Origin of the sequence: Clostridium amylolyticum, assembly GCF_900142075.1 — a bacterium.
In the GTDB taxonomy this organism is placed as follows: Bacteria; Bacillota; Clostridia; order Clostridiales; family Clostridiaceae; genus Clostridium_AA; species Clostridium_AA amylolyticum.
In genome coordinates, this window is record NZ_FQZO01000001.1 from 780468 (window position 1) to 793328 (window position 12861).

At 30.4% G+C, this 12861-nt stretch carries 14 protein-coding genes and 1 tRNA gene; all 15 read left to right on the forward strand.

The genetic code is table 11. The features are described 5' to 3' along the window. Positions 1 to 131: 131 nt before the first annotated feature. A tRNA-Pro gene (locus BUA82_RS03785) sits at positions 132 to 207 on the forward strand. Positions 208 to 445: 238 nt separating this feature from the next. Beyond that, positions 446 to 568: a hypothetical protein gene (locus tag BUA82_RS21095; protein WP_278321555.1), complete on the forward strand. Its 123-nt coding sequence runs from the start codon at positions 446 to 448 to the stop codon at positions 566 to 568. A 117-nt stretch (positions 569 to 685) separates the two neighbouring features. Next, positions 686 to 1273, forward strand: a complete 588-nt coding sequence (locus BUA82_RS03790) for a hypothetical protein (RefSeq protein ID WP_083599760.1) — start codon at positions 686 to 688, stop codon at positions 1271 to 1273. A gap of 337 nt (positions 1274 to 1610) precedes the next feature. Next, positions 1611 to 2600, forward strand: coding sequence for an asparaginase (locus BUA82_RS03795; RefSeq protein ID WP_073004804.1), 990 nt, complete (start codon positions 1611 to 1613; stop codon positions 2598 to 2600). A 377-nt stretch (positions 2601 to 2977) separates the two neighbouring features. Further along, on the forward strand, positions 2978 to 3859 hold the full coding sequence (locus tag BUA82_RS03800) for a YicC/YloC family endoribonuclease (protein WP_073004806.1): 882 nt from the start codon (positions 2978 to 2980) through the stop codon (positions 3857 to 3859). A gap of 15 nt (positions 3860 to 3874) precedes the next feature. After that, positions 3875 to 4144 carry an extracellular matrix/biofilm regulator RemA gene (remA, locus tag BUA82_RS03805; RefSeq protein WP_073004808.1) on the forward strand — a complete coding sequence of 90 codons (270 nt, stop codon included), beginning with the start codon at positions 3875 to 3877 and terminating at the stop codon, positions 4142 to 4144. Next, complete coding sequence (gmk, locus tag BUA82_RS03810) at positions 4144 to 4746, forward strand: guanylate kinase (protein WP_073004810.1); 603 nt, start codon at positions 4144 to 4146, stop codon at positions 4744 to 4746. Before remA ends, gmk begins: the two co-directional genes overlap by 1 nt. A 5-nt stretch (positions 4747 to 4751) precedes the next feature. Continuing rightward, positions 4752 to 4970 carry a DNA-directed RNA polymerase subunit omega gene (gene rpoZ, locus BUA82_RS03815; protein ID WP_073004811.1) on the forward strand — a complete coding sequence of 73 codons (219 nt, stop codon included), beginning with the start codon at positions 4752 to 4754 and terminating at the stop codon, positions 4968 to 4970. A 2-nt stretch (positions 4971 to 4972) separates the two neighbouring features. Next, the gene (gene coaBC, locus BUA82_RS03820) at positions 4973 to 6160 is read left to right on the forward strand and encodes a bifunctional phosphopantothenoylcysteine decarboxylase/phosphopantothenate--cysteine ligase CoaBC (protein ID WP_073004812.1); all 1188 of its coding nucleotides are present in this window, start codon (positions 4973 to 4975) and stop codon (positions 6158 to 6160) included. Positions 6161 to 6195: 35 nt separating this feature from the next. Next, the gene (gene priA, locus BUA82_RS03825; RefSeq protein WP_073004813.1) at positions 6196 to 8388 is read left to right on the forward strand and encodes a primosomal protein N'; all 2193 of its coding nucleotides are present in this window, start codon (positions 6196 to 6198) and stop codon (positions 8386 to 8388) included. Positions 8389 to 8404: 16 nt separating this feature from the next. Then, positions 8405 to 8848, forward strand: coding sequence for a peptide deformylase (gene def / locus BUA82_RS03830; RefSeq protein WP_073004814.1), 444 nt, complete (start codon positions 8405 to 8407; stop codon positions 8846 to 8848). 13 nt (positions 8849 to 8861) lie between these two features. Then, the gene (fmt, locus tag BUA82_RS03835) at positions 8862 to 9800 is read left to right on the forward strand and encodes a methionyl-tRNA formyltransferase (RefSeq protein ID WP_073004815.1); all 939 of its coding nucleotides are present in this window, start codon (positions 8862 to 8864) and stop codon (positions 9798 to 9800) included. 2 nt (positions 9801 to 9802) lie between these two features. Then, on the forward strand, positions 9803 to 10489 hold the full coding sequence (locus BUA82_RS03840) for a zinc metallopeptidase (protein ID WP_073004816.1): 687 nt from the start codon (positions 9803 to 9805) through the stop codon (positions 10487 to 10489). Between the two features lie 8 nt (positions 10490 to 10497). Then, positions 10498 to 11823, forward strand: coding sequence for a 16S rRNA (cytosine(967)-C(5))-methyltransferase RsmB (gene rsmB, locus BUA82_RS03845; RefSeq protein ID WP_073004817.1), 1326 nt, complete (start codon positions 10498 to 10500; stop codon positions 11821 to 11823). 1 nt (position 11824) lies between these two features. Then, a complete protein-coding gene (rlmN, locus tag BUA82_RS03850; protein ID WP_073004818.1) occupies positions 11825 to 12859 on the forward strand; it encodes a dual-specificity RNA methyltransferase RlmN in 1035 nt (344 codons plus the stop codon). Positions 12860 to 12861: the final 2 nt, after the last annotated feature.

Genomic DNA, 12861 nt, shown 5'->3' on the forward strand with positions numbered 1-12861 from the left:
AGCAAGGCTGAATTTTCACCACAACTATTACTTCTTAGTTTTTACCTATTCTATAAATTACTATTTGACTATTGCTAATTCAATAATATTGTCATATAATATCTATGTGCATAAGCACAACCATATAATAACTGGGTATGGCGCAGATGGTAGCGCGCTAGAATGGGGTTCTAGAGGTCGCAGGTTCAAATCCTGTTACCCAGACCAAGCAAAATCAAGAGTTTACAAACTAATACGTTAAAAAAGTACGGACTTCAGAAGTGAAATGAAAATCCTGTACTTTTTTTATTTTTTGATATGTTTTAGAGTGGTGGTGAAAAGGAGTGCTTATTTATATACAAGTATATCCAATTCCTATATAATAGAATTAAGTAGACGTTGAAAATAATATGAATTAATGAATTGCTATCCAGAAGAATATTTTTCATGAAGTGGAGGGAGTATTATGAAAAAGAGATTGATAAGTATTTTTTTATGTGCAATTATAGCCTTAGGTCTTGTAGGCTGTGGATTTACTGATGGATTTAAAGCTGGATTTGAAAGATCAAAACAAGAGAATAAAAAGTAAATAATTCAGGTTCTGATCCTGTTATACAGATTAATAATAAAAAACCTTGATTTTATCAGGGCTTTTTATTATTCTAAATTTAAAACAAATTGAGTAAATGTATCATTGGAGATTGCCATGAATAAACTAATGGGTTTTTATGAACTTTTAAAATCTGGATTACCTACAGTACCTTGGAGAGTGTTTAACGAAAAGTCTTATTTAGAAGATAAATATTTGTGGACTGTTAGAACAGCAACTGTTAAAGGTAAGGACATAAATTTACCAAGAATCATAGGTAAAAGTGCTAAAGATGCTTATGAGGGAGCTTTAGAGGTTTATAAAACTTATAAAGATAAAGGCATAGTCATTTATTATCCCTATTTTCTTGCTGAGAAAAGTGGAACTTTAAAAATTAATAATGAGGAAATTACTATTGAAGCAGTATATAAGGATTTATGGAACCTAGTAACTTATAATAATAAAGAGGTTACCATTATAAAAAAAGACGATCGTAGCACTATTTATGGAAATGAAGATTTTTTTTCTAAAGAAGAAATAAATGAACTAAATAATTATGCTAGCAGAATCAAAATTATATTTAAAGATTATATGCTTCAAGGTAAAACCCTATTGTTAGAATGGAGTTATGCCTTTAATAGTAATACTAATTTAGAGCCCTTAGGTGATAGATATTTGGTATTTTATGAAGTAAGAGAGATATAATGTGCTAGTATAAATATTTTAATTAAGAATAACCTATAATTATCTACTAAATAGTAAATTTGAAACTATATTATGAAAGGAAGATAATTATGAGTCATAGGGAAGATAAGAAAGCAACTAAGAGAGTGAGTAATAAAGATTCTAAGCCAGATACCATTTATGAAGAAGAAATGAAAAAGAAAAAGCCTAAAGGTACTATAGGATAATGTTTACAAAGCTGCGAAGGCAGCTTTATTTTTTTATAGTTATAATTATGAATTTGAGTTAAAATATAATTAGAAAGATGGCTATTAAAATGATGATAAAATTAATTAACATCTTATTTTGGGAGGGTATTATGAAAAATATTGCAGTGGTTTTTAATGGCGGAACAATTTCTATGAAGGTAGACCAAAAGTTAAAAGCAGCGGTGCCAGGTTTAACTGGTGAAGAGATAATGTCTATGGTTACTGGTATTGAACGTTTTGCTAAAGTGACTTCCTATACTTTTTCTTCCTTGCCTAGTCCGCATATTACTCCAGATATCATGCTAGAACTATCTAATTTTATACAAGAGCTAGCTGATAGGGAAGATATAGATGGTATAGTAGTTACTCACGGCACTGATTCCTTGGAAGAAACAGCGTATTTTGTAGATTTAACCCTTAAAACGCATAAGCCTGTTATTTTTACTGGATCCATGAGGAGTAGTTCAGAATTGGGTTATGATGGCCCTTTTAACCTGGCTACTTCCATTTGCACTGCCATTGCAGAGGAATCAAAGAATAGAGGAGTTATAGTTTGTTTTAATGGAGAGCTAAATAGTGCGTCAGAAGTTATAAAAGCTAATTCAATGGCTCTTAACGCTTTTAAAACTCCTAATTTTGGACCTATAGGCATAGTAGATAATAATAGAGTTATATTTTACAGGAATAATATTGTAAGAGCCTCTATACATATAAATTCAGTGAATAATAGAGTTTCTTTAATAAAATGTGCAGCAGGCATGGATTCAAGATTCATAGATTTTTGTATAGCTGAAGGTGATGACGGCATAGTTATAGAAGCCATGGGAAGAGGAAATATACCACCTCTTATGGTAGATGGTATAGAAAGAGCAATTAAGAAAGGTATAGCAGTGGTTATAGTTTCTAGATGTCAAGAAGGAAGAGTATATGATTCCTATGGTTATCATGGAGGGGGAAAAGAATTAAGAAGTCTTGGTGTTATTTTTGGGGATACACTATCTGGTCAAAAAGCAAGGATAAAACTTATTGTGGCCTTAAGCTATACAAAGGATATCAATAAAGTTAGAGATATATTTGAACACGGATTATATAATTATTAATTATAAAAAAACTACATTTATATTAGGTAAATGTGGTTTTTTTTATTAAACAAAAGTTGGATATTTTTATGTTAGAGTATAGAAATACTAGGTAGAAGGCATAATTAATTATTATGATAGAATTTATATAAAATAACATAATATACAATATAAAAATTATGTAAACCAATTTTAAAATAAATATTCACTATGAAAATTCAAACTTACATATTAAAATTCAAACAACGCAATTAATATTTTAAACTACATAGAAAAATAAGGGAAATAAGAAATAATTAAAGATAAATTGAGTAATTTCACAAAAACCCTTGATATTTCGAGGTTTAATTTTGTATAATAGAAACTATGAACAGATAAGCCTAAGGAGGAGTCTTAATATGGCTAATAGTATGACTGGCTTTGGAAGAGCAGCCAGTGGAGAAAATTCTAATCGAAATTTCATGGTTGAAATCAAAAGTGTTAATCATAGGTTTCTAGATATAAATGTTAAAATGCCAAAAAGCTTGTTTTCACTAGAAGACAAAATAAGAAAGTTAATTAGTGAAAAATTAAGCAGGGGTAAAGTAGATGTCTTTATTACATATAAAAATTATAACAAATCAGATTTAGAAGCAAGTCTCAACTCAAATTTAGCAGATAGTTACATAAAATGTTTACAAGAGCTACAAGAAAGATATAATATTAAAAATGATATTAGTACTTCCTTAATAGCTAGATTCCCTGATGTTATTTATACTGAAGAAAAAGAAGAAAATATGGATGAGATATGGAATGAAATATCTTCTGCTATGAATAACTCATTAATTATGCTTAAAGAAATGAGAGAAAGAGAAGGGGAAAAGCTAAAAGCTGACATCATTACAAAATGCAAGGATATTGAAAAAGATGTAAACAGTATTAAACATCTTTCAGAAAAAGTAGTAGTAAACTATAAAAATAAACTTACAGAAAGACTAGCTGAACTCCTTGGTAATATTCCCGTAGACGAAAATAGAATAAGTTTGGAACTGGCAATCTTTGCAGATAGGGCAAGTATAGATGAAGAATTAACTCGTTTGTACAGCCACATTGACCAACTTGTAAATACTCTCAATGTTTCAGAACCTATTGGAAGAAAACTAGACTTTATAGTTCAAGAGATGAATAGGGAAGCAAATACCATAGCTTCTAAATCTTCAGATCTTGAAATAACCAACTTTGCTCTAAATATTAAAAATAACATAGAGAAAATTAGAGAACAAATTCAAAACATTGAATAATCAGGAGGAATATTAATGAACATAAAATTAATAAATATTGGATTTGGTAATATTGTTTCAGCCAATAGACTAGTAGCTATAGTAAGTCCGGAATCTGCACCTATTAAAAGAATAATACAAGAAGCAAGAGATAGAGGTATGCTTATAGATGCAACCTATGGAAGAAGAACTAGAGCTGTAATTATAACTGACAGCGATCATGTTATATTATCAGCAGTTCAGCCAGAAACCGTAGCTCACAGATTATCTTCAAAAGAAGAAGTTATGGATGAGGTTGATGAATAATGCCAAAAAGAGGTTTACTTATAGTTATTTCTGGACCTTCTGGTGCAGGTAAAGGTACTATTTGTAAAAGCATTATTAATGAAAGTGATTGTTGGATTTCTGTATCAGCTACAACTAGAGCTCCTAGAGCAGGAGAAATAGAAGGAACTAATTATTTTTTCTTAACTAAAGAAGAATTTAATAAAAAAATAGAGGATAATGATTTTTTAGAATATGTTGAAGTCTATGGCAATCTTTATGGTACCCCTAAATCCAAGGTGGAAGAGGTACTTAACTCTGGAAGAGATGTTATTCTAGAAATAGATATTCAAGGAGCCCTTAAAGTAAAAGAAAAAGTAGATGATGGGGTATACATTTTCATCCTCCCACCTTCTATGGAAGAATTAAAACAAAGAATTATTAAAAGAGGCAGCGAAACACCAGAATCATTAATGACTAGGTTTAAATCAGCTTACGAAGAAATAAATTTTATTTCTAAATATAATTATGCAGTTATAAATAACACTGTAGAGGAAGCTGTTAGAAAGATTCAATCCATAATAACTGCTGAAAAATGCAGAGTAGGAAGAGTTAAAGATAGTTTTTTTGAAATAAAGGAGTGATTTATGTGATAAATTCTATGATTAATCCGTCTATAGTAGATCTTTTAGACAAAGTTGATAATAGATATTCCCTTGTAATAGTAACATCAAAAAGAGCAAGACAAATCATAGATGGTGAAAATAAGCTTGCTGATATTAAATCAAATAAAGCTTTAACTATTGCAATTAATGAAGTTAATCAAGGTTTTATAACTTATGAGTCTTTGAAGGAAGGATTTAAATAAAAATGAACAATAAATGTATAGTAGTAGGAGTAACTGGAGGTATAGCTGCTTACAAGGCTTTGGATGTTATAAGTAGATTAAGAAAACTTGACTATGAAGTTCGTGTAATAATGACTAAGTCAGCTTGTGAATTTGTTACCCCCTTAAGCTTTCAATCTTTGAGTCAAAACATAGTTATTACAGATATGTTTGATGAACCAAAAGCTTGGGAAATACAACATATTTCATTAGCCCAAAAAGCTGATCTTATGCTTATAGTGCCAGCTACAGCAAATATAATTGGTAAAGTTGCTAATGGTATTGCTGATGATATGCTTTCAACCACCATTATGGCAACTCAAGCACCAGTAGTTTTTGCTTCTGCTATGAATACTCAAATGTTTGCCAATCCTATAGTTCAAGGCAACATAGAAAAGTTAAAAAGTTTTGGATATAGGTTTATTGAGCCAGCAAGTGGGAGATTAGCCTGCGGAGATGTGGGAAAAGGTAAGCTTGAAGATACAGAAAAAATTGCAGAAATAGTAGATTCAATGCTATATGAACCAAAAGACTTACTGAACAAAAAGGTTTTGATAACAGCTGGTCCGACAGAAGCTCCTATTGATCCAGTAAGATGCATAACTAACCATTCTAGTGGAAAGATGGGCTATGCTATAGCAGCAGAGGCAAGGAATAGAGGTGCTGAAGTTACTTTAATATCCGGCGCAACAAATATATATCCTCCCCTGGGAGTAAAAGTAATAAATGTTAAAACCAATGAAGAAATGTTAAATTCAATACTTGATTTATATAGCCAAATGGATATAATAATAAAAAGTGCAGCTGTATCAGATTACAAAGTAAAGAATTATAGCAAAGAAAAAATCAAAAAGAAAGAGGATACTTTAGTATTAGAATTAACTAAAGATACCGATATTTTAAAGTTTATAGGTAGTAAAAAACAAAATCAAGTTTTAGTAGGATTTGCAGCAGAGAGTAATGACTTGATAATTAATGCAAAAGAAAAACTAAAACATAAAAATCTTGATTATGTTGTTGCTAATGATATTACCCAAATAGATGGAGGTTTCCATTCTGACTTTAATAGGGTTACTATTCTATCAAAGCATGGTGAGTCATTAAACCTTGATAAAATGAACAAAAAAGATATTGCCAAGAATCTTTTTGATTTTATCATGAAAGAGCGCTAATGCGCTTTTTTATTTTATTAAAGGGTGTGGACTGAATGTTTGCAGGAATTATAGTCAATAACGAATCTATTTTATTAGACAAAATATTTACTTACAAAGTACCAGAAAAGTTACTGAAAGATATTAAGATAGGGCAATTAGTAAAAATTCCTTTTGGTAAGTCAAATAAGCTAGTCTTTGGATTTGTATATACCTTAAAGGATACCATTACTACTGAAGTGAAAAATATTAAAGAAATTTACTACATAAGTGAAAAGAATCAGCTATTTACCCTTTCAGATATTAAACTCATAGAATATATAAAAAAAAGCTATTTATCTACTTATCTAGAAGCTATAAAGTTGTTTATTCCGCCAGGTATAATAACTGGAGTTAAAGCTAAAACAAAAATTGTGTTATACACATCAAAAGCTTTGGAGGATAAATATAGCAAAGAACCATATATAACTATATATAATTTTGTTAGAGATAATAATGGTACGCTAATTAAAAGTGAAATAGCAAGCTCATTAAATTTGTCCATTAGTCCTATTAACACAATGATAAAGCATGGTTTTTTGTCTACTTCTAGTGAAGAGGTAACTAGATATAATGTCAGGGAATATGATGTCTATGAAAAGAAACAATTAAATGAAGAACAACTTATAGCTGTAAATGAAATTATTAATTCTAAAAAGAATATGTTTTTACTAAATGGAATAACAGGCAGTGGTAAGACAGAAGTTTACATGAATTTAGTAGAACATTATATGAAAAATAATAAGAGTTCTATTATATTAGTTCCAGAAATATCACTGACGCCTCAAATGGTGGAAAGATTTAAAGGTAGATTTGGCAAAGATATAGCCATTTTTCATAGCAAACTTTCGGATGGTGAAAGATATGATGAATGGTTTAGAGTTAAGCAAGGAAAAGTTAAACTTGCTATAGGAGCGCGCTCAGCTATATTTTTACCTTTTTCAGATTTAGGGCTTATTGTTATTGATGAAGAACATGAAAGTAGTTATAAATCGGACAGCGATCCAAAATATCATGTAAGAGATATAGCCAAGGTTTTAAGTTATAATAACTCATGTAAAGTGGTGCTAGGTTCTGCCACACCAAGCATAGAGTCATTTTATCATACTTATAACGGTGAGTATCAGCTTATTAATTTAAAAAACAGAGTAGATGGAGCTACTTTACCATTGATAACCTTAATAGATATGAGAGAAGAGTTAGCCAACAATAATAGGTCTGTTTTTAGCAAAGAACTTTTTGAAGAAATTAATTTAAGGCTAGCTAAAAAAGAACAAATTATTTTGTTTTTAAATAGAAGAGGTTTTTCTACCTTTGTTTCCTGTAGAAAATGCGGTTATGTGTTTAAATGCCCAAATTGCGATATTTCTCTAACCTATCATAATAGCGGTAATCTTATATGTCACTACTGTGGTCATAGAGAAAGATCTGTTAATGCTTGTCCAAGTTGTAAAAGCAAATATGTAAAATACTTTGGTATAGGCACAGAAAAACTTGAAAATGAAATAAAAAGATATTTTCCTAAAAGTAAAACCTTAAGAATGGACTTCGATACTACTAGGAAGAAGAATTCCTACGAAGAAATATATAATACTTTTAAAAAGGGTGAAGCAGACATATTATTAGGTACTCAAATGATTGCTAAAGGATTAGACTTTCCAAATGTAACCTTAGTGGGGGTTATTTCTGCAGACTTATCCTTAAACTTGCCAGATTATCGAGCGGCTGAAAGGACTTATCAGCTAATTACTCAAGTGGCCGGAAGAGCTGGTAGAAGAAAAAAATTAGGTAAGGTTATAGTTCAGACTTATACTCCTCAGCATTATAGTTTACAATATGCCAAAAATTATGATTATTTATCTTTATACAATGAAGAGATAAAGATAAGAGAGGCCATGAATAATCCTCCCTTTTCAAGAATTTTATCCATAAATTTAAGTTCTGAAAATGAAAGGGTTTTAATTAATAAAGCAAACGAAATAGGAATAAAAATAAAAGAAGAATTTAAAAAGGATGAATTTCAAATTTTAGGACCTTCACCTAGCATAATTTCGAAAATAAAAAAAATGTTTAGATGGCAGATTATTATTAAAGGAATTATAACAGATGAGAGAGCAGCTGATATTAAAAATAGAGTCTATGACTTGATAAAGGACGTATATAGTGATATAAGAATAAATATAGATATTAATCCAAATAGTTTATTATAGTAGGAGGTTAAAATATATGGCATTAAGAAATATAAGAATCATCGGTGATGATGTATTAAGAAAAAAGAGTAAAAAAGTTGATAAAATAAATGATAGAATACGTATATTAGTTAAGGATATGATAGATACAATGTATGATGCAGATGGTGTTGGACTAGCTGCTCCTCAAGTGGGAATCTTGAAAAGAATATTTGTTATTGATGTAGGAGAGGGTCCTAAAGTATTTATAAATCCTGAAATTCTTGAAAAGAGCGGTTCTCAGGTGGATGTGGAAGGGTGTTTAAGCATACCTAATCAACAAGATGAAGTGGAAAGACCTTACAAAGTTAAAGTTAGAGCTTTTAATGAAAAAGGTGAGGAGTTTGAGGTAGAAGCAGAAGAATTATTTGCTAGAGCAATTTGCCATGAGAATGATCACTTGGATGGGGTTTTATTCGTAGACAAAACTAATAACAAATAAAGGATGATGCATAATGAAGATCATATTTATGGGAACTCCTGATTTTGCAGTCCCATCTTTAGAAGCTTTAATAGAAAAATTTGGTGTACAATATGTCTTTACTCAACCAGATAGACCCAAGGGTAGAGGAAATAAAGTTACAATGTCTCCAGTAAAAGAGGTAGCTTTAAAAAATAATATACCTGTTTTACAACCTATTAAATTGAAGAATAATTCTGAAATGATAGAATTAATCAAAGAATATAAACCCGATTTCATTATTGTAGTAGCTTTCGGACAAATATTGCCAAAGGATATACTAGATATACCTAAGTATGGATGTATAAATTTACACGCTTCCTTATTACCAAAGTACAGGGGAGCAGCTCCTATTAATTGGTGTATAATAAATGGGGAAGTAGAGTCTGGAAACACTACCATGCTTATGGATATCGGTTTAGATACTGGTGATATGCTGCTAAAACAAACCATTACCTTGGATGATAAAATTACTGCAGGAGAACTTCATGATATATTAAGTAATAATGGCGCAAAACTTCTTATTGAAAGTATTGAAGGGTTAGTGAATAAAACTATAACTCCAGAAAAACAGCAGGATAGTTTAAGTAATTATGCACCTATGCTTAATAAAAATTTAGCTGAAATAAACTGGAATAAAAGCTCAAAAGAAATTCATAATTTAATTAGAGGACTTAATCCTAGGCCAGTAACGTACACTTATTATAAGGGAATCACAATGAAGATATACGAAAGTGAAGTAGTGGATAAGAATAGTAAGTTAGAGCCAGGGACAATAATAGCTGTATCAAAAAGCGGTATAGAAGTGACTACCAAGGATAAGGTATTACTAATAAAAAAAATACAGTTTCCAAATTCTAAACCGTTAAAAGTAAGTGAATATTTAAATGGTAATGATATAGAAACTAATGTGAAGTTAGGAAAGGAGTTTTAATTATGTATGGTTATTTTGATTCAACAATGATAGTGCTTATTCCAGCATTACTTATATCTTTTTGGGCACAAACTAAGATAACAGCAACATTTAAAAGGTATTCTAAGGTATATAGCACCAAAGGATACAGTGCCTCTGAGGTGGCTAGAATGCTTCTTGATGAATCAGGCTTATATGATATTAACATAGAAAGAGTAGCAGGTAACTTAACAGACCATTATGATCCTAGAAATAGGGTGTTAAGATTATCTGATACTGTGTATAACAGTACTTCAGTTGCTTCCATAGGGGTAGCTGCCCATGAAGTAGGTCATGCAATTCAGCATAAAGAATCTTATGGCCCATTAATATTTAGAAATACCATAGTTCCAGCTGTTAATATTGGATCTAATTTTTCTTGGATATTATTCTTCCTAGGTATTATATTAGGAAAGCCTTCTTTAACAACCTTTGGTATATTGTTGTTTTCAGGTGTCGTTTTATTTCAACTGGTAACACTTCCTGTGGAGTTTGACGCTTCTAGCAGAGCTTTAAGAATATTAAAAGATAGAAGTATACTTGTAAATGATGAAATTACCTCTGCGAAAAAAGTTCTTAATGCAGCGGGTATGACATATGTAGCTGCAACTTTAGTGGCTCTTTCTCAATTATTTAGACTAATACTTTTAAGCAACAGAAACAGAGACTAGGGGGTACTATGGGAGCAAGAGAACTGGCGGTAAAGATTCTAGACGAAATAATGTATAATGGTGCTTATTCTAATATTATTTTAGGAAAAGAACTTAACAAATCAAATTTGAATACTCAGGATAAGGCCTTAGTAACCGAAATTGTATATGGTACTATAAAATATAAATGTTCTATTGATAAAACCATTGAACTTTATCTTACAAAAGATATAAACTCTGTAGAAAAGCATATTTTAAACATTCTTAGAATATCTTTTTATCAATTAATATATTTAGATAAGATACCTGAGTATGCAGTAGTAAATGAAGCGGTAGATCTTTCTAAAAAAGATCTGCCTGGACTTCACAAATTAGTTAATGGTGTATTAAGAAATCATCTAAGAAAAAGACTTGTTTATAAAGCTTCTAGCAAAATAGATGAACTATGCTATAAGTATTCTTTTCAACCTTGGATGGTGAAATTGTTTATAAAGCAGTATGGGGATAAAAACGCCCAGTGCATATTAGAAGGACTTAACGAAAGCCCTAATATCACTGTAAGAGTAAACACTTTAAAAACAGATTTTGATGAAGCTTTTAATAAGCTTCAGGAGAACTCTTATGAAGTAGAATCAGGTGAGATCTCTCCTGATGCCATTAGAATAATTAAAGGAAGAAGCATTGAGCTAAATCCTTTATTTAAAGATGGTTTGATTACCGTTCAGGATGAGAGCGCTATGCTAGTGGCTCCCCTCCTTGAACCTACTAGTTCAGATAAAATTTTAGATCTTTGTGCAGCACCTGGTGGAAAAACCACACATATAGCTGAACTTGTTAATGGAATAGGTGATTTATCTGCATACGATATCCATGAATATAAACTGAAGCTTATTAAACAAACAGCTGAAAGACTGGGAATAAATAATATTAAATTGGCTAAAATGGATGCATCTTTATTAAATAGAGACCTTATTAATACAGCTGATAAGGTACTTATAGATGTACCTTGTTCAGGACTAGGTATAATAAGGAAAAAACCAGAGATTAAATGGAATAAAGACTTTCATGAGTTTAAGAGTCTTATAGATATTCAAAGAGCTATTATTGGTAATGCTATTCAGTATTTAAAGGACGATGGAACATTAATTTATTCCACATGTACTTTAAATAAAGAGGAAAATGAAGAAAATATCAAGTGGCTTCTTAAAGAATATCCAGAAATGAAGCTCCAGAAAATTAGTATAGGTAGAGCAGATAATATAATTAATCATATGGAAGGCTATGTAACCATATTGCCTAATAAGTTCATGGACGGATTTTTTATTGCAAAATTAATTAAAACTAGTAGGTGTTAACATGCAGAATATATTAGACTATTCATTAGACGAGTTAAAACAATGGATGATCTTAAATGATGAAAGCGGCTTTAGAGCAAAACAGACTTATAACTGGTTATATAAAAAGGCTTGGGATTTTAATGAAATGAAAAATTTAAATAATAGTACTATATCAAAGTTAAATGCCAATTTTTACGTAGGAATCCCTAAAATTATTGATAAATATTTATCTAAAGATGGAACAATTAAATATCTATTAGCTTATAGTGATGGAAACATAGTAGAATGCGTGGTAATGAAATATGAGTATGGTAATTCCATATGTGTATCCACCCAAGTGGGATGCAGAATGGGATGCAAATTTTGCGCTTCTACCTTAGAAGGAAGAATACGAGACTTAACGGCTGGAGAGATACTCTCTCAGATACTAGTTGCTGAAAATGATATTGAAGAAAGAATATCAAATATTGTTTTAATGGGCAGCGGGGAACCCTTAGATAATTATGATAATGTAATAAAATTTATCAATTTAGTAAATTCACCTGATGGATTAAATATAGGTCAAAGGCATATTACCTTATCTACCTGTGGTATAGTACCTAAAATTTATGAGTTAGCCGATTTAAGGTATCAAATTACCCTTGCAATATCTCTTCATTCTGTAGAGGATATTAGAAGACAAAGTATAATGCCCATAGCTAATAAATATTCCATTGAAGAAATTTTAAATGCATGTAAATATTATTATGAATGTACCAAAAGAAGGATTACATTTGAATATGCCTTAGTTAAAGATGTTAATGATTCTGATGAAGATGCTTTAATGCTTTGCAAATTATTAAAGGACATATTGTGTCATGTTAATTTAATACCTATTAATGAAATAAAAGAAAAATCCTTTAAAAAATCCAATAATAAATCCGTAGAAAGATTCTTAAACATTATAAAGAATAATGGTATAGAAGCTACAGTAAGAAGGGAAATGGGATCAGATATTAATGCAGCTTGTGGACAATTAAGACGAAGCTATATTGAAACTCAAAGGTATGAATAGGG

Bases quoted from the DNA above. Each gene is read 5' to 3' on its own strand.
- fmt (WP_073004815.1), top strand. From the start codon at position 8,862: ATGAAGATCATATTTATGGGAACTCCTGATTTTGCAGTCCCATCTTTA.
- def (WP_073004814.1), top strand. From the start codon at position 8,405: ATGGCATTAAGAAATATAAGAATCATCGGTGATGATGTATTAAGAAAA.
- BUA82_RS03795 (WP_073004804.1), top strand. From the start codon at position 1,611: ATGAAAAATATTGCAGTGGTTTTTAATGGCGGAACAATTTCTATGAAG.
- priA (WP_073004813.1), top strand. From the start codon at position 6,196: ATGTTTGCAGGAATTATAGTCAATAACGAATCTATTTTATTAGACAAA.
- gmk (WP_073004810.1), top strand. From the start codon at position 4,144: ATGCCAAAAAGAGGTTTACTTATAGTTATTTCTGGACCTTCTGGTGCA.
- coaBC (WP_073004812.1), top strand. From the start codon at position 4,973: ATGAACAATAAATGTATAGTAGTAGGAGTAACTGGAGGTATAGCTGCT.
- BUA82_RS03790 (WP_083599760.1), top strand. From the start codon at position 686: ATGAATAAACTAATGGGTTTTTATGAACTTTTAAAATCTGGATTACCT.
- rlmN (WP_073004818.1), top strand. From the start codon at position 11,825: ATGCAGAATATATTAGACTATTCATTAGACGAGTTAAAACAATGGATG.
- rsmB (WP_073004817.1), top strand. From the start codon at position 10,498: ATGGGAGCAAGAGAACTGGCGGTAAAGATTCTAGACGAAATAATGTAT.
- remA (WP_073004808.1), top strand. From the start codon at position 3,875: ATGAACATAAAATTAATAAATATTGGATTTGGTAATATTGTTTCAGCC.
- BUA82_RS03840 (WP_073004816.1), top strand. From the start codon at position 9,803: ATGTATGGTTATTTTGATTCAACAATGATAGTGCTTATTCCAGCATTA.
- BUA82_RS21095 (WP_278321555.1), top strand. From the start codon at position 446: ATGAAAAAGAGATTGATAAGTATTTTTTTATGTGCAATTATAGCCTTA.
- BUA82_RS03800 (WP_073004806.1), top strand. From the start codon at position 2,978: ATGGCTAATAGTATGACTGGCTTTGGAAGAGCAGCCAGTGGAGAAAAT.